A 17,097-nucleotide genomic window follows, 5' to 3' on the forward strand; every position below is an offset into this window, starting at 1 on the left:
AGCTACTGAGTACGCATCGATTTGTCTACGTTTCAATGTATCTAAGCCCCCTAAATCCCCCAATTCTGGGGGACTTTGAAAGACTTTTATTTTCTTGTTCCCCCAGAATTGGGGGCTAGGGGGCAGATAATTTTTGTCTTTAATCTCGCTCATAGTCCTAACTCCAATTGTCCAAGCTTTACGGGTGCTTTGGGTAAGTTCTCGATCTTGAGGCTGTAGTCGTCATGTCCCCATTCACAGCGAGAGAGTATTTGTTTAGGAATTTTCTTAACGGTGAGATTAGGGAAGTTGTCAGTTTTGCCGCGAAAGGCGCTACATAGAACGAGTAAACTGCGTTCTTCGCCTACTTCTTCGGATAGTTTGGCGAGTTGCTCATGGCTGAGGTTTTGAGTGGTGACGTAGATAAAGTCGCGTTCGGTGGAGTAGCCATGTTGCCAATAGAAGGTGTCTGAGGGTGCATATTTGAATCCTTCGATTTTACAAAGGGCTTCGGCAAGCATGGCGGGGTTATAGTCTTTGTTGATCACCCAGTTATCCCATTTGTCTTTTTCGAGCAATGATGGCGCAAGGCGATAGTACCGAAATCCGCCGCCGCCCTTCCAGTTAACGGTTTTGCTAATGCCGCCTTGGTCTTCGCCATTGATGACTTTTTGGATTCGGGGAATAATATGGGTATGGCAATGTTCGCCAAGTTCAATCATGATCCAGCGTCTTCCCATTTTGTGCGCGACTGCGCCTGTTGTGCCTGATCCTGCAAAGGAATCAAGAACAAGATCGTTAGGTTTTGTTGCAATATCTAATATGCGTCGAATAAGCTTCTCTGGTTTAGGTGTAGCAAATGAATCATCAGGATTTATTGCTTTAACTTCTTCTCGTGCTTCGTGGTTATTTCCCGCTTCAGTGTGTAGCCAAATAGTCGCTGGTGGAGTCCCTGAAATTTTTAACTCACTTAAAAAAGTCTTTCGTGAAGGATTTGCTTTTCCATCAGTTCCAAACCAAATTTCATCATTCTCATCTAGCTTTCGCAGGGTTTCAGCAGGGAATCTAGGCGAAGTTCCTTTGGGCGGCATCCATACAAAGCCATTTTTAAATTGAAATGAGAATGCTTGTTCTTTTTCAGAACCAGTTCTTTTTGCATAAATAGGGGTAGCTTTCCAGACTCCTTTAGGATGATTATCAGGATTGCGATAGCGCTCATCCATTTCAGAAGTACGTCCAAGTCTATATGGTCGCCATAATTCTTTATTCTTAGCAAATATCAAAAGATGATCGTGGTTTTCTGCTAACCATTTAGCATCGTTTGCTACTGTATATTTCTTTTGCCAAACTGCATTTGCTACAAAATTTGCACGTCCAAATATCTCATCACACATTACTTTCAAATAATGAGCTTCATTATCATCAATCGTTATCCATAAAGAACCATCATTAGATAATAGATTTCGCAAAATTTCTAAGCGATCGCGCATTAAGCCAAGCCAGATCGAATGCTCCACACCATCATCATAATGTTCAAAAGCTGACCCCGTATTGTAAGGCGGATCGATAAAAATACATTTAACCTTTCCTGCAAACTCAGACTCCAAAGCCTTGAGAGCCAACAAATTATCCCCAAAAATCAAGCGATTATCAAAAATATCATCATCACTCACCCGATGCGCCGCCGTATAAGACCTCTCAGGATCTTCCAACAAAATACGCGGCTCCAACTGCGGACGTACATCCTTCCCAATCCAAGTAAGTTCTAATCTTTGCTTTTTAGTCATATAAACCCTCCAACTCAATTGCATCAATCCCATTATCATTTTCCCCATTGATAATCGAGCTAGCCGTCTGAGCCGTTGTAATATCCGCCAGATTAGCGATCTCAAATGCAGCCAGCGATCTGCTCAACCGATTTTTCTCATGCTGATCGGCTGTCCAATTCCTCACAAGCTCAGGAATTATCAAAAAATAGTCGCGCTTTAATACATCAATAACTTGAGTCTTTTTAGCAATGGCATTTGGCTGGGGCATCAGTTGATCTCGAATATTTTATGATTTTCTAAGATACTATTTCGTTTTAAGCCATAGCGATATTCCGATCTCAGACTATAATTTAATTTACAACACAAGTAGGAATAGACATCTACGCAAGGACATCACAATTATGGGAATGACACTCACCGAAAAGATTTTGGCAAAAGCGTCGGGCAAAAGTCACGTTAGCCCAGGCGAAAATATTTGGGTGAATGCTGACCTGCTAATGACCCATGATGTCTGTGGACCTGGCACTATCGGAGTATTTAAGCGCGAGTTTGGTTCAGATGCGAAGGTATGGGATAAGGAAAAATTAGTATTAATTCCTGACCATTACATCTTTACTAAAGATGCAAGAGCTAACCGCAATATTGATATTTTGAGAGAATTTGCCAAAGAGCAAGACATTAAATATTTTTACGACATCACTGATCTTTCTGACTTTAAAGCTAATCCTGATTACAAAGGTGTTTGCCATATTGCTTTAGCCCAAGAAGGTCACACCCGTCCAGGAGAAGTTTTATTTGGCACTGATTCTCATACTTGCAACGCAGGAGCATTTGGGCAATTTGCGACAGGGATCGGCAATACCGATGCCGCTTTTGTCATGGGTACAGGCAAACTCTTGCTTAAAATTCCTGCTTCGATGAAGTTTGTCTTTGATGGCGAAATGCCCCCCTATCTCTTGGCTAAGGATTTGATCTTGCAGGTCATTGGCGATATTGGTGTAAATGGCGCAACCTATCGATCGCTGCAAATTGAAGGAGATGCGATCGCCAAAATGACGATGGAAGAACGGATGACCATCTGCAATATGGCGATCGAAGCTGGTGGAAAAAATGCCACGATCGCTCCAGATCAAACCACTTTTGACTATGTGCGATCGCGTACTGATAAGCCCTTTGAGTCGCTCTATGCCGATGCTGATGCTGAGTACTACTATGTCAAGCATTACGATGTCTCTAAGCTCGAACCCGTTGTTGCCAAGCCCCACTCCCCCGACAACCGCGCCCTTGTGCGTGAAGTCCAAGATGTGAAGATTGATCGTGTCTATATTGGTTCTTGTACAGGTGGTAAAACGGAAGACTTTTATCACGCAGCTCAATTGATTAAAGGTCAACAAGTCAAGGTTCCAACCTACCTTGTGCCAGCTACCCAAAAGGTTTACAACGATTTATTTAGCTTGAAGATTGATGGCTTAACTCTCTCAGAAATCTTCTTGCAAGCAGGTTGTATTGAACCTGCTTCTCCTTCCTGTGCAGGTTGCTTGGGCGGTCCCCAAGATACTTTTGGGCGGGTGAACGAAGCAGAAGTTTGTGTCTCGACCACAAACCGCAATTTCCCTGGACGTATGGGGAACAAACAAGCCCAGATTTATCTTGCCTCTCCCTATACGGCGGCGGCTTCGGCTTTGACAGGACATATCACCGATCCGCGTGATTTTATGTGATTTTTTCCTAAAGCCCGTAATGCCCAAACATAAAATAGCTTAGCCATCTTATGTTTGAGTATTACGAGGATTGGTTTTTAATATCCGAAAGTGTAGTCGCAATTTCGGATATTGATATAAGTCAGGATGATGAATGGGTTCAGGTATTACAAGTATTAATAGTTTAGTCAAAACAAAAGTTATTGATTGTTATAGCTCACAAGGATATGAAGTTGTTTATCAACCTCTTACCCATCAGCTACCGTTTGATTTAAATGGATATAGCCCCAGTTTATTGGTAAAAATATCCGCTGATCAAGGATTTATTATTGAGGTTATAGATGTAGCGACAAACTTAGCCGTTTCTCACTATCGAGATATTGCTAAGTTTGTTGCAGAGCATAGTGGCTGGCGTTTTCTACTAATTACGGGAGAAGATGCTACACCGATCGCTGAAGAAGATATTGACGACCATAAACTCACGCGATCGCAAATCCTACATCGCAAAGAACGGATCGCCAAATTAATCTCGATTGGTGAGCATGAGGCGGCGTTTCTATCCCTGTGGATATTTGCAGAGATATTAATGCGAAGACATGCAAGGCACTTATTAATACCGATTGATCGCTTACCCACCATATTAATGATTCATCATCTCTCTAATCAGTTGGCAATTTCCCCTGATCAATTTGAAAGAGCGATCGCTTTAAATGAAATTAGAAATCGGGTTGCCCATGGATTTCCCGTAAATTCAATTAATCTCAATGAGGCGATCGAAAGACTTCTAAATTTAGTGGACGAGTTTATTGCCATGCAAGCATAAGTAGCTACGCCAAAGAAAAGCCTATAAAGTTGCGCCCCTGTGGGGCGCAACTTTACAGGCTTTTATATAAAGGAAAGGGCGTGCTTTGCACGCCCTTTCCTTTATGCGTTGGCTATCCCTTGCTGACGTGCGACCGCATGGACAGCAGCAGCAACGGCATGGGAGACACGGGGATCAAATACAGAAGGAATAATAAAATCAGGGGCAAGATCACTGCTGCTAACTAAAGAGGCGATCGCTTGAGCTGCTCCTAGATTCATTTGCATGGTAATCTGCGTTACCCTTGCGTCAAGCGCACCACGGAAAATCCCTGGGAAGGCAAGAACATTATTAATTTGGTTGGCATAGTCACTGCGCCCAGTAGCAATGACGGCTACATCGTTTTCCACCAGCTCTGGTTGAATTTCAGGATTTGGATTTGCCATCGCAAAGACGATCGGCGCGGGAGCCATACTTCTTACCATTTCGGGAGTGAGCGCACCCTTGACGCTCAGACCGACAAACATATCGGCTCCTTTGATTACATCTGCTAGGGAACCAGAGCGATCGCTCGCAAACTCTTGTTTTTCAGGAGTGAGATCGGGACGATCTTTGCTGATACATCCTCTGGAGTCACACATCTCTATGCGCTTTACACCTGCTTCACGTAAAAGTCTGGCTACAGCAATCCCTGATGCGCCTGCACCATTCATGACAATGCGGACGGTGTCGATTGGTTTGCTGACGACCTTAAGCGCGTTGATGGTAGCTGCGACCACGACGATCGCAGTGCCATGTTGGTCATCGTGATACACAGGAATATCTAGTTCTGCTTTGAGTCGTTTTTCGATTTCAAAGCAACGGGGAGCGCTAATATCTTCGAGATTCACACCTCCAAATGCTGGTGAAATACGTTTTACAGTTTCCACAATTTCATCAACATCTTTGGTATTTAGACAAATTGGGAAAGCATCTAGTCCTGCAAATTGCTTGAATAGCATCGCCTTGCCTTCCATCACAGGCATCGCTGCTTCTGGCCCAATATCTCCAAGTCCCAAAACAGCCGTGCCATCTGTAACTACGGCGATCGTGTTGCATTTAATCGTGTAGTCATAAACCTTACGCTTGTCTTCGGCGATCGCCATACATACGCGCCCCACCCCAGGGGTATAGACCATCGCCAGATCGTCTTGTCCTTTAACGGCTACTTTAGCTTCGAGATGGATTTTGCCGCCTTTGTGAATTTGGAAAGTGCGATCGTAAACATCGAGAACCCGAATTTCGGGGACTGCCTTGACGACGGCAATCAATTTATCCATATGCTCGGCACTATAAGCATTTACTGTGATATCCCGTACCGAAATTTTGCGAGTTTGTTGGATCAGGTCAATCTGTCCGAGATTCCCTCCCGCTTCAGCTAGAGCGCCAATGACTGAAGATAGCATTCCTGCGCGGTTGAGGAGTTGCACGCGGATGGTCAAGCTAAAGCTGGGATTAGGTGTTAGTTGTTGCATCGTGAGGAGTAATTAATTGCATAGAATCAGGCTTTACCTGACTCTATGCAATGTTACCTGATTGTTTGGTTGGGTTGCGTTACAAATCACACTTTCTTTATGCTAAGCAGTTCTACCCATGCTCTTGATAAATAAGTGGCGGCGCGAAGCGCCGCCACTTATTCTTTCTTGTATTTCTATAGCTGTCGCCATTCTTGTTAGGACATAAAACCCAAATAGTGTGAGGCGGCACTTCGTGCCGCCTCACACTATTTGGGTTTTGATTTGTCCTGATACTGTTCTGATAAAAGCCATACATTAACTCCCAATAATTTGATGGCAAAATCTCAATTTCCTAATATCATTAGCACATCAGCGATAACGTCAATTAATAATCCAAGTTCTAAGTAGTAAACATCATGAACTATTGATGTTTAGCAATGTTCATGATGCTTCTAATGAAAGTCGCGAATTGTAAGGAACCATGACTACCATCCTGTCCAATCGGTATAAAGTTCTCCGAGTGCTTGGCTCAGGTGGATTCGGTCAAACATTTTTGGCGGAAGATACACAGATGCCATCACGACGGATTTGTGTGATCAAGCAACTCAAGGCGATCGCTGATAATCCTGACATTTATCAAATGGTGCGTGATCGCTTTCAACGGGAAGCCGCAACACTAGAAGCTTTGGGCAAAGATAATGGACTTGTGCCAGAGCTTTATGCGTCGTTTTGTGAAAATGACGAGTTTTATTTAGTTCAAGAATGGATTGATGGCAAGGATCTAAATGATCTTGTCCGTGTTGATGGATGTTTGTCAGAATCTAAAGTTCAGAAACTTCTGCTCGATTTATTGCCAACCTTAGAACACATTCACGATCGCGGTATCATCCATCGCGATATTAAACCTGAAAATATTATTTTAAGAACTAGCGATCGCAAACCTGTACTCATTGACTTTGGAGCTGTCAAGGCAACATTGGCAACAGCGATGACGGCGCAAGGTGATGTAACTTGCTCAGTGGTAATCGGCACGCCCAGCTTTATGCCATCGGAACAGGCGATCGGGCGAGTTGGGTTTGCCAGTGATTTGTATAGTTTGGGCTTAACAGCGATTTTTTTGTTAACAGGCAAATTAAGTTCTGAATTTGATACTGATCCGCAGACGGGCGAACTTTCATGGCAGCGCTTTGCGGGGAATTTTAATCCTGCTTTTGTGGCGTTTTTAGATAAGGCGATAAGGCTAAACTTTCGCGATCGCTATGGCACTGCTAACGAGATGCTGGTTGCCTTGCGCGAAATTCTGGATGACTCCACCACGATCATCACCATCAAGCAAAATCCACCAGATCACGAAAATACGGCGATCGCCTTGGAATCAACGGAAGGACAGGTGGCGATCGATTCGCGGTTTTACATCGCTTCAGGCTATGAGTCGCGCTGTTATGAGGAGATCAAAAAATCAGGATCGCTATTGCGGATTAAGTCGCCGCACCGTATGGGCAAGTCTTCACTGATGGCAAGGGTGATTAATCATGCAGAGGGTTTAGGCTATCGCACCGTGATTTTAAATCTGGAACAGACCAATCAAAAAATCTTTGCCGATCCTGAAAAATTCATGCAGTGGTTCTGTGCTTCTGTTGGCAAAGCTCTGGGCGTGCGGGTCAAGACTGAGGAATATTGGGATGATATTTTTGGCGCAAATGATAACTGTACGGACTATTTCGAGAAATATTTATTAGAGGGCAATGAACAACCACTAGCGATCGCCATTGATAATTTTGATCGTGTATTTAACTATCCCGAAATCGAGACGGATTTTTGCGGCTTGTTGCGTGGCTGGTATGAGCGATCGCGAAGTCATCCGCTATGGGGTAAGCTGCGCCTGATCATTGTGCATTCCCAAGAACCCTACGCCCAAAAGGATATTAATCAATCACCATTTAATGTCGGTTTTCCTGTAGAATTGCGCGAATTTAAGACGGAGCAGGTGCGGGAACTGCTGGTGCGACATCGATTGGTTTGGACTGACGCTGAACTTTCACGATTTATGGAATTGATCGGCGGACATCCCTATCTAGTGCGATCGGCGCTCTATCGGATTGCTTCGGGAGACATTACCCTAGAGAACTTTTTGCGAACTGCACCAACGGAAGCAGGAATTTACAGCAGTTACTTGATGGGACATCTCAAAACCCTAGAGGACTATCCCGAACTTGGTGAGGCGATGCAAAAGGTAGTAGTTGCCGATGCACCTGTGCGGTTGCGATCGGAAATCAGTTTTAAGCTCGATAGTCAGGGTTTAATATCCCGCATTGATAACGATGTCACACCGAGATGTTTGTTGTATAAGTTATACTTTCGTGATCGCTTAGGAGGTAGCTAATGTCTAGCAATTTTCAATACCAAGTTGGCGGTAGCTTGCCGATTGACAATACAGCCTATGTGGAACGACAGTGCGATCGCGAATTATTAGAACGTCTCAGAAATGGCGAATATTGCTTTGTGTTTAACTCGCGACAGATGGGTAAGTCGAGTTTGCGGGTGCGGACAATGCAACGTTTGCAGATGGAAGGCTTTGTCTGTGCGGTAATCGATCCGCAGACGAGGGGGACGACTTTGCGCGAGGATCAATGGTATGCGGGGACGATTAAGCGATTAATTGGCGATTTGCATTTAGAATCGGCGATCGACTTTCCGAAATGGTGGAAGGAACTGGATGCTCAATCAATTTCGGTAGTGGAACGTTTTGACTATTTCATTGAGCAAGTTCTATTACCAAATATCCCTAACAAAATCGCGATTTTTATTGAGGAAGTTGATAATCTGCTCAGTCTCAAATTTGATACTGATGGCTTTTTTATTCTAATTCGCTCGTTGTATGAACGTCGTGCGGAGAAGCCTGAATATAAGCGTTTAACCTTTACTTTTTTGGGAGTTGCCACGCCTGCGGATTTGATCCGTGGTAAGGGCAGTTCGGCGTTTAATATTGGTCATGCGGTGGAGATGAGTGGGTTTACGCTGCAAGAGGCGGAACCTTTGGCGCGAGGTTTAGGCGATCGCGTCAGCGATCCGCAAGCAGTTTTAGCGGCGATCTTAGATTGGACGGGTGGACAACCTTTTCTGACGCAAAAGCTTTTGGCTTTAATCTCGGCGGCTTATGATTTGGGACGATCGGCTGATGAGCTTGTAAGTGCGATCGTGCATGATAATGTGATTGAGAATTGGGAAGCGCAGGATATTCCCGCGCATTTGAAGACGATTAGAGATAGGATTTTGCAGAGTGATGAGAGGGGAAGGGGGCGATTGTTGGGGTTGTATCAGCAGGTTTTGGATGGAGATCCCCCCCAGCCCCCCTTACGAAAGGGGGGAGAAGAGATTCTGTTAGAGATTCCTTTAGAAGGAGGAGAATCAGAAAAGCCCCCCTTTGCAAGGGGGGTAGGGGGGATCTCTTTGGGAATCGCCGCCGATGAGAGTTATGACCAGATGCAGTTACGGTTAACGGGGTTGGTGGTGAAGCGAGACGGGCGGTTGATTGTTTACAATCGGATTTATGCTGAAGTGTTCAATCAGGTATGGGTAAGTCGCGCCCTAGCTGATTTGCGCCCAGAGTTTTATGCTTCGGCTATGCGATCGTGGCAGGAGAATGATGAGCAGAAGGAGTCATTCTTGTTGCGAGGTCAAGCGTTGACTGAGGCGGAGGCTTGGGCTAAGGGGAAAAGGTTGGGTGATGAGGATGAGCAGTTTTTGCAGTCTAGTCGTGAGGTGGAGAAACAGGCGATCGCTTTGTCCTTGGAGTCTGAAAGGTTGGCACGGGTGGCTACTGAGGAGGCAAATGAGAAACTGAATGAGGCAAATGAAACTCTCAACCAAGCGAATGAGACTGCTAAGCGGAGAATAAGGATTGGTTCGTTAATTTTGACAGGGACTTTATTGGCGGCAGTATTGGTGATTTTTGGGGCTAAAGCTTCGGTTGATGAGTCTAACCGCAAGGTTGCAAAAATTGAGAAGGACGCGAAAGAGATAACGGATAGGGCTAATTTTGATAAGAAAGATGCAGAAATTAACGCTAAGGGGGCGAATCAAAGGGCTAGGGAAGCAGATAAAAAAACTAAGAAAGCGACAGAGGATCTTAAGATTGCGAAGGTTGAGACGGAGAAGGCTAAGACGGAAAAGGAGATAGCGGATGCAGAGGTTGAACAAGCAAAGGAGGAATTGGCTAAGTTGACGGATGACGCTCAGGCGCAATTGGCTAGTGCAAAGGCTGAGTTAGATAGGGCTGAGGCGGCTAGAGAAAGAGCTAGTACGCAAGTTGCTTTAGCAGAAGTGCGATTGGAGAGTGTTAATGCAAAGGTTGCATTTTTGGATAATCAAGAGATTGAATTTCAGCTATCGGCTTTGAGAGCGGGTAACAAACTGAAACAAATTGATAAAGCTTCAAGAGATTGGCAAAAAGTTAGGCAATCTGATGTTTTGCCGCTCTTGCAACAAGCTGTGTATCAAATGTCAGAGATAAATCGCTTAAAGTTTCCGAAAGATGATATTTACGAGGGAAATTTCAGCCCCGACGGAACTAAAATTGCGACTCCTTCTATTGATGGAATTGTAAGAATATGGGATATTCAAGGTAATTTAATCGTAGAACTAAAAGGTCATTCGGCTGCTGTTAGAGGGGAAGCAATAAATTTCAGTTCCGACAGCAGCAAAATCGTCATTACTGATGAAAGAAATACTGCGCGGGTGTGGGATATTCAAGGTAATCTGCTCGCTGAGCTTAAGGGACATACAGATATGGTATGGAGAGGCAATTTCAGTCCAGATGGCAGTAAAGTTGTTACCGCTTCCTTTGACAAGACAGCACGGATATGGGATCTCCAAGGCAATCAACTCGCAGAACTAAAAGGTCATTCAGGATCTTTATGGAGTGCATATTTTAGCCATGATGGCAGCAAGATAGTTACTGCATCTGATGATAAAACGGCAAGGATATGGGATTTACAAGGCAATCAACTCGCACAACTAAAAGGTCATACAGATTACCTTAGAGGAGGAGCGAAGTTTAGTCCAGACGGTAGCAAGGTTGTTACCTCTTCCCATGATGGCACTGTAAGAGTATGGAATCTACAAGGCAATCAACTCGCAGAATTCAAAGATCTTACAACTTTGAACGGTAGCGTGTCCTTTAGCAAAGATGGTAGTAAGCTTATTACCTCTGGAAATGACAATACAGTAGTACGGGATCTCAGTGAATATATCTCCTTCGATGGCAATACAACAGTAGGGGAACTCAAAAACAAGTATTTACCTCCTCCAAGTTCTACAGTAAGCATAAAAGGTTCTATAACTACGTTTAGCAAAGATGGTAGTAAACTTATCACTGCTTCTCCAGATGGAATAGGGAGAGTATGGGATCTTAAAGGCAACCAAGTTGCAGAACTAAAAGGTTATTCTAGAGAAGGTACTAGTTTTATGGATGGAAGCAAAATTGTCACTATTTTATATGGTCAGTTACAGATATGGGATATCAAAAATAATTTAATTGCAGAGTTCAAGGGGCATGAATATTTGGAACATTTTGTTGAGAGCGCAAGTTTTAGCCCAGATGGCAGCAAAATTGTTACTTCTTCTATGTTCACCACAAGACTATGGGATCTCAAAGGTAATCAAATTTTAAAGCTAGAAGGTGGTAGCAGTGCGTTTAGCCCAGATGGCAACAAAATTGCCACTGCTTCCTATGACAACAATGTTTACGAGCATACTGTCCGAGTATGGGATCTGAATGGTAATCAGCTCACAACACTCAAAAAGCAGCAAAATCCGAGTTTTAGCCCAGATGGCAACAAAATTGTTACTACCTCTGGCAACTCTGCTTTTATATGGAGCCTCAGTGGCAATCTAATAGTTGAACTAAAAGGGCATAGAGATGCTGTTACAAGTGCGAATTTTAGTCCAGATAGCAACAAAATTGTTACTGCCTCCTATGACAACTCTGCACGTTTATGGGATACCAATGGCAATCAGCTCTTAGAACTGAAAGGGTTAGAGTATCTTACAATTGCAAACATAAGCCCAGATGGTCAAAAAATTGTCACTACTTCTCAAGGTAAAACCGATGTATGGGATATTAAAGGAAATTTAATCTCTAAACTAGAAGCAAAGAATAGATCTATTATTGAGAGTGCTAATTTCAGCCCCCATAGCAATATGGTAGTTACTTCTTATCAAGATGGTACAGCAAGAATGTGGGATATCCAAGGTAATCTACTTGCTGAATTAAGTCATGATCGAGCTGTCGTTGGGAGTGCAAAATTTAGCCCAGATGGTCAAATAATTGTTACTATTGATTATACAACAGCTAAAGTGTGGGATCTCAATGGCAATCATCTCGCAACCTTAAGAGGTCACACAGGGTCGATCAGGAACTTTAATTTCAGTGCTGATGGCAGCAAAATTATCACTGCTTCTGCCGATAATACAGCGAGGCTATGGAACAGTATTGAAACAGATTTAGATCGCCTATTAATCCTTGGCTGCAATAAACTCCACGACTATCTCTCCTCTAACCCCAACGCCACAGACAGCGACAGACAAATGTGTGGCATTGAGCCAAGGAAAAAGTAAAAAGGTAAAAGGAAAAAACAGGGATAATGTTTATTATTTTCTCGCTAGATATAATCGATATAACGATCGCATCAACTAGCCTATAACCATCACCCTCCAACCCGAACAAGAGCAATTCATTCAAACCCAGCTTGCCACAGGACGCTACACTAAAGCCACTGAAGTAATTGCCGAAGCATTGCAACTTTGAGAAAAACGCAACCATTACGATCGCTGGGTCGAAGAACTCCGCAACAAAATCGACATCGCCGCCGCAGAACTCGATCGCGGAGAAGGCGTTGATGGCGAAACAGCAATTAATCAGCTAAGAGCAAGACTTCACAGGATCTGAAGACATAGAAATCATGCGAGTGATTAGAGGCGCAATCGTAATCTAGAAGCTATGTTTGAGGAAAAACTGTAAACTCTTCTAAAACCAGAACAAATTATCAGGAGTGACTCATGGCAACCTAAACCATCCGTCTACCAGACGACAAACACCTCAGGCTAAAAAAACTCGCAGAAAGTCAAGGCTTGAGCGTCAATAAACTCATCGAAGAACTCTCCACGATCGCCCTTGTCGAATTTGATACCCATACCAGATTTAAGCTGTTAGCAGCTAAAGGCGATCGGGCGGCAGGACTAGAACTACTTGATAAATTGGATTCCCTAACCGAATAAAACGGAGATAATCCTGAATCCCTACATCGAAAGAGTTAAACCCTCTGACAACTATCGTTTAATGCTCTGGTTTTAAAATGGCGAACAAAAAATCTTCGATCTGAAGCCATACCTCAACATAAGTACCTAAGCAAGAGTTAATTCCAATTCACGAAAGTGTTGGCACACTTTCGTGAATTAAAAACTAAACCCAGTAAAGGCTTTAAACCCACAAAACGGCTACGCCGTTTTGTGGGTTGGTATAAATAGGAGGTTGGGACAAAGCGCCACCTTCATTTATTTGGAGTTCATGCCCTAAGCAAAAATTGCATTGCTATAGTTACGCCCCATTACAAAAGAGAGTGGCTAGAGCCGAGGTTTTAATCAGCCATGCTGAGATTTACGGTAATCGTTAACTTTAGCGAAGAATCAGTGGTTGAGTCATGGATTTGCTGCCAATGATGATTAATGGGGCGATCGCCAATAGGCTCAGTCAAAACCCTTGCAAGTAATTGCAAAAGCTTAGAAGCACCATTACTAATCTCTTGACTAAATGACTCTGTAGCCGTCGGCAAAGTCACAGGTGATGCAGTAGCACTAACCATTTGGGAATTAATCACAGATTGGTAATTATTACTAACACTAGGATTAGCATTTAATGCGCGATTGCTGTAACGACGCAAAACCACTTGCAAATTATTTTTAGTAACGCGATCGCCAAAAGCTTCTGACAGTAATTGCCATAGTTTATAACCAACATCACGAATATAAGCGGCATCATAACCAGCTTTTTCAGCAATTTCCGAATAAGTCTTACCCTCCCAAGTCTGACGAAAGATTGCCTCTTGAATTGTACTGAGGCTCTTATTTCCCAAGACAGAATCTACGATATTGAGTGCGTCTTCAATAGTCATCGTTTTCCTCACATTTCACTAATTATTTGGGTTTAGATAATCTCTGCAAAAAATTAGCGAGTCAAAATGTCTTTAATAATATTTTGATTCTAAATCTTGATACTAAATTGGGAACTATCTAATTAAATCTCCATCTAATTAGACATAAGTAGGCTTGATTCGACAAACAAATAGTTTGTACTCAACACATTTACAAATATCTTTGCCAACTGATATCCCAATTCAATGATTAGAATTTCTTAATCAATTCACAATTGCTCAACACCCATCCGTTAGACTCGCTAAAAAATCTTAGAGATTAATCCAAACATCAATACAGATAACAACGTAGAAAACAAAATGTTTTGTATGTTGTTCCCGTTGACACAGCTAAGTTAGCACAGTTTATTTGAATTGGTTATGTAGAGTAATTGTATAGATGAAATCTTCAAAAACATCTATTAGCAAGGTTTTCAGGGTTCATAATATTTTCTATAGCTATCTCAAACTTGTTTTTAACGATAAAAATACTGATATTTGATGACATCAATCAAGACATTAACAAACAAGTTCTTGGAACAGAAAAAGTATGATCTTTTTTTCTAGCATTTTCTGACAAAATATTAAGCTAAGCTCAAAAATAGTGGAGTCCCTGAGAGCCTCCACTATTTTTGAGCTTACATATAGCTGTCGTCACTCGTATTACAGCAATTACCAATCAAACGAACCATAACAAAAATCATGAAAGCGTTGCTTCGCAACGCTTTCATGATTTTTGTTGGTTTGGGTTTGAGCGCAAGGCGCTGTAGGACGCAAACCCGAAAAGAGAATGACTGCGTGAAGCACTATCATTCTCTTTTCGGGTTTGCTGAAAGTAAGAGTAAATTAGGCGTGTGATATAGTTTTTTGTGTCTTACATTACTCAATTCATTACTTAATAAAACAAATGGCTAAAGTCAAAGTTGCCTCAGCTACAGATGTCAGTTCTGATAAAGTCCTGAAAGCTAGCGCCAATGGACAATCTGTCATCGTTGCAAAAGTTGGTGATAAATATTGTGCGATCGCGAATAAATGCCCTCACTTTGGACTACCCCTAGCCAAAGGCAAATTTGAAAATGGTGTAATTACTTGCCCTTTCCACGGTTCCAAGTTTGAAGTTTGTACTGGCAAGAATACTGAATGGGTAGAATCTTTTGTCGGGATTCCCCTGCCTGATATTGCCAAGAAAATGATCGCTATGGGTAAAACTTCTACTGATGTGAAAAGTTTCACAGTCACTCAGGAAGGCTCCGATCTATTCATTGACGCATAATATAGCAAAGCAAGTTTTGCTTAGGACATAAAACCCAAGAATCGAGTGGCGGCGCTTCGCGCCGCCACTCGATTCTTGGGTTTTGGTTTTTACTAGCTAACTCTTTTTTTGCTATAAAAAACAAAAAAGTGAGGGGCGGCGCTTCGCGCCGCCCCTCACTTTTTAACAAGACTGACACTTGCTATATCGAGTCTATTGATATTTTTTGAAGACTAGAGTGACATTATGACCACCAAATCCAAAGGAGTTAGAAGTCGCCACATTAATTGTCATCGGACGAGACTTGTTAGGTACATAGTCTAGATCGCAATCAGGATCGGGATTTTCTAGGTTCATCGTTGGCGGGGCAATATCATTTTTTACTGCCAAAACTGTCGCTACAGCCTCAATGCCACCCGAACCGCCCAGCAAATGACCCGTCATCGACTTGGTGGAACTAACAGCAACCTTATAGGCATGATCACCCAAAACTTTTTTGATAGCCTTAGTTTCAGTACTATCATTTGCTGAAGTGCTTGTACCATGAGCATTGATGTAGTCCACCATCTCAGGTGTAATATCACCGTCTTTAAGAGCTAAGGACATTGCTCTGACAGCGCCTTCACCATTGGGAGAAGGTGAGGTCATGTGATAGGCATCGCAGGTGCAACCATAACCTACAATTTCAGCGTAGATTTTCGCCCCACGCGCTAGAGCATGTTCGAGATTTTCGATAATCAAAATTCCTGCACCTTCACCCATCACAAAGCCATCACGATCTTTGTCAAAGGGTCGGGAAGCATGGGCAGGATCATCATTGCGGCGAGACATGGCTCTTGCCGAGGCAAAACCCGCAAAGCCAAGTGGTGTAATCGCCGCCTCAGTGCCACCACAGATCATCGCTTGGGCAAAACCACTTTGGACTAGACGAAATGCATCGCCGATCGCATTTGAACCCGCCGCACAAGCAGTCACTGTGCAGGAATTTGGTCCCTGTGCACCCGTATGAATTGCCGTCAAACCTGCCGCCATATTGCCGATCATCATCGGAATCATGAATGGACTGCAACGGCTTGGACCCTTAGTACGAATAATTTCATGCTGATCTTCGAGTACTTGTAAGCCGCCAATGCCAGTACCTAGCAAAACCCCAATCTGAGGAGCATTAAGAGGCGTTATTTCTAGATTTGCATCGCGCAAAGCTTGGATACTGGCACTCACACCAAATTGAGCAAAGCGATCCATACGTCGCGCTTCTTTGGCTGGGACATAAGCAAGAGGATCAAAATCTTTGACTTCACCACCAACTCGACATTCATGATCGGTGGTATCAAAGCGCGTAATTTCGGTAATCCCGTTTTTGCCATCAACTAGACCTTGCCAGTATTCTTCGACCGTGTTACCGATCGGTGTGATTGCACCTAGTCCAGTGACAACGACGCGAGAGAGGGGCTGAGGGTTTTGCATTTCGTAATGATTTGGATAGAGTTTACGAAATATGAGAGTTGCCAAGCAACCCTCATATTTCACTAGGCAGCTTGCTTGCTGTCAATGTAATCAACGGCGTTCTGCACGGTGGCAATTTTTTCTGCGTCTTCGTCGGGGATTTCAACGCCGAATTTTTCTTCCAAAGCCATAACTAGTTCGACGGTATCAAGAGAGTCAGCGCCAAGGTCGTTCGCAAAGCTAGCTTCAGGCTTAACTTCGGCTTTATCAACGCCTAATTGGGATGCAACGATTTCTTGAACTTGCTCAAATGTACTCATTTACTTATTCTCTGCTTACTACCAAAAACTTTTTAGCGTTTTTAATTTTATCGGATAAAGGTAGCTGTATATACATGATCGCAAATAACTATCTAACAAATTCAATTTTTTAGCGAATATTTAGGGTTATTTTAGGGCTTTGCC

General features: G+C 43.1%; 13 protein-coding genes. 7 read left to right on the plus strand and 6 right to left on the minus strand.

Features of this window, described 5'->3' with window-relative positions:
* Positions 1-149: 149 nt before the first annotated feature.
* Together H6G05_RS10390 and H6G05_RS10395 are read right to left on the minus strand one after the other, a co-directional pair.
* On the minus strand, positions 150-1,766 hold the full coding sequence (locus tag H6G05_RS10390) for a site-specific DNA-methyltransferase (protein WP_190578108.1): 1,617 nt from the start codon (positions 1,764-1,766) through the stop codon (positions 150-152).
* Positions 1,759-2,016, minus strand: coding sequence for a hypothetical protein (locus H6G05_RS10395; RefSeq protein ID WP_190578109.1), 258 nt, complete (start codon positions 2,014-2,016; stop codon positions 1,759-1,761). The genes H6G05_RS10390 and H6G05_RS10395 overlap by 8 nt, the downstream gene beginning before the upstream one ends.
* A gap of 139 nt (positions 2,017-2,155) precedes the next feature.
* Between H6G05_RS10395 and H6G05_RS10400 the strand changes: the two genes are divergently transcribed.
* A complete protein-coding gene (locus H6G05_RS10400) occupies positions 2,156-3,469 on the plus strand; it encodes a 3-isopropylmalate dehydratase large subunit (RefSeq protein WP_242025398.1) in 1,314 nt (437 codons plus the stop codon).
* Between the two features lie 133 nt (positions 3,470-3,602).
* Complete coding sequence (locus tag H6G05_RS10405) at positions 3,603-4,271, plus strand: hypothetical protein (protein ID WP_190578111.1); 669 nt, start codon at positions 3,603-3,605, stop codon at positions 4,269-4,271.
* A 101-nt stretch (positions 4,272-4,372) separates the two neighbouring features.
* Here the strand turns inward: H6G05_RS10405 and H6G05_RS10410 are convergent, their stop codons facing one another.
* The gene (locus H6G05_RS10410; RefSeq protein ID WP_190578112.1) at positions 4,373-5,764 is read right to left on the minus strand and encodes an NAD-dependent malic enzyme; all 1,392 of its coding nucleotides are present in this window, start codon (positions 5,762-5,764) and stop codon (positions 4,373-4,375) included.
* 463 nt (positions 5,765-6,227) lie between these two features.
* On the opposite strand from H6G05_RS10410, the gene H6G05_RS25015 reads away from it, so the two are divergent.
* From H6G05_RS25015 to H6G05_RS10435, 4 genes are all read left to right on the plus strand, one after another.
* Positions 6,228-8,129, plus strand: a complete 1,902-nt coding sequence (locus tag H6G05_RS25015) for an AAA-like domain-containing protein (protein ID WP_199310449.1) — start codon at positions 6,228-6,230, stop codon at positions 8,127-8,129.
* A complete protein-coding gene (locus H6G05_RS10425; RefSeq protein ID WP_190578113.1) occupies positions 8,129-12,364 on the plus strand; it encodes an AAA-like domain-containing protein in 4,236 nt (1,411 codons plus the stop codon). The genes H6G05_RS25015 and H6G05_RS10425 overlap by 1 nt, the downstream gene beginning before the upstream one ends.
* Before the next feature lie 88 nt (positions 12,365-12,452).
* Positions 12,453-12,554 (plus strand): ribbon-helix-helix domain-containing protein, encoded by a 102-nt coding sequence (locus tag H6G05_RS26000; RefSeq protein WP_408962473.1) that lies wholly within the window; start codon positions 12,453-12,455, stop codon positions 12,552-12,554.
* Between the two features lie 266 nt (positions 12,555-12,820).
* Entirely contained in the window at positions 12,821-13,024 is a 204-nt protein-coding gene (locus H6G05_RS10435; protein ID WP_322096348.1) for a toxin-antitoxin system HicB family antitoxin, read from the plus strand.
* 359 nt (positions 13,025-13,383) lie between these two features.
* Here H6G05_RS10435 and H6G05_RS10440 read toward each other — a convergent pair whose 3' ends face one another.
* A complete protein-coding gene (locus tag H6G05_RS10440) occupies positions 13,384-13,917 on the minus strand; it encodes a hypothetical protein (RefSeq protein WP_190578114.1) in 534 nt (177 codons plus the stop codon).
* A 925-nt stretch (positions 13,918-14,842) separates the two neighbouring features.
* Here H6G05_RS10440 and H6G05_RS10445 point away from each other — a divergent pair.
* Positions 14,843-15,208, plus strand: coding sequence for a Rieske (2Fe-2S) protein (locus tag H6G05_RS10445; protein ID WP_190578115.1), 366 nt, complete (start codon positions 14,843-14,845; stop codon positions 15,206-15,208).
* Positions 15,209-15,400: 192 nt separating this feature from the next.
* Here H6G05_RS10445 and fabF read toward each other — a convergent pair whose 3' ends face one another.
* Positions 15,401-16,654 (minus strand): beta-ketoacyl-ACP synthase II, encoded by a 1,254-nt coding sequence (gene fabF, locus H6G05_RS10450; RefSeq protein WP_190578135.1) that lies wholly within the window; start codon positions 16,652-16,654, stop codon positions 15,401-15,403.
* Between the two features lie 62 nt (positions 16,655-16,716).
* Positions 16,717-16,953: an acyl carrier protein gene (acpP, locus tag H6G05_RS10455; protein WP_094536188.1), complete on the minus strand. Its 237-nt coding sequence runs from the start codon at positions 16,951-16,953 to the stop codon at positions 16,717-16,719.
* Positions 16,954-17,097 lie beyond the last annotated feature (144 nt).

Source organism: Phormidium tenue FACHB-1050 (genome assembly GCF_014696925.1).
In the GTDB taxonomy this organism is placed as follows: Bacteria; Cyanobacteriota; Cyanobacteriia; order Pseudanabaenales; family Pseudanabaenaceae; genus Pseudanabaena.

Excerpts from the sequence above, each read along its gene's own strand:
- H6G05_RS10390 (WP_190578108.1), bottom strand. The coding sequence starts at position 1,766 with ATGACTAAAAAGCAAAGATTAGAACTTACTTGGATTGGGAAGGATGTA.
- H6G05_RS10395 (WP_190578109.1), bottom strand. The coding sequence starts at position 2,016 with ATGCCCCAGCCAAATGCCATTGCTAAAAAGACTCAAGTTATTGATGTA.
- H6G05_RS10400 (WP_242025398.1), top strand. The coding sequence starts at position 2,156 with ATGACACTCACCGAAAAGATTTTGGCAAAAGCGTCGGGCAAAAGTCAC.
- H6G05_RS10405 (WP_190578111.1), top strand. The coding sequence starts at position 3,603 with ATGGGTTCAGGTATTACAAGTATTAATAGTTTAGTCAAAACAAAAGTT.
- H6G05_RS10410 (WP_190578112.1), bottom strand. The coding sequence starts at position 5,764 with ATGCAACAACTAACACCTAATCCCAGCTTTAGCTTGACCATCCGCGTG.
- H6G05_RS25015 (WP_199310449.1), top strand. The coding sequence starts at position 6,228 with ATGACTACCATCCTGTCCAATCGGTATAAAGTTCTCCGAGTGCTTGGC.
- H6G05_RS10425 (WP_190578113.1), top strand. The coding sequence starts at position 8,129 with ATGTCTAGCAATTTTCAATACCAAGTTGGCGGTAGCTTGCCGATTGAC.
- H6G05_RS10440 (WP_190578114.1), bottom strand. The coding sequence starts at position 13,917 with ATGACTATTGAAGACGCACTCAATATCGTAGATTCTGTCTTGGGAAAT.
- H6G05_RS10445 (WP_190578115.1), top strand. The coding sequence starts at position 14,843 with ATGGCTAAAGTCAAAGTTGCCTCAGCTACAGATGTCAGTTCTGATAAA.
- fabF (WP_190578135.1), bottom strand. The coding sequence starts at position 16,654 with ATGCAAAACCCTCAGCCCCTCTCTCGCGTCGTTGTCACTGGACTAGGT.
- acpP (WP_094536188.1), bottom strand. The coding sequence starts at position 16,953 with ATGAGTACATTTGAGCAAGTTCAAGAAATCGTTGCATCCCAATTAGGC.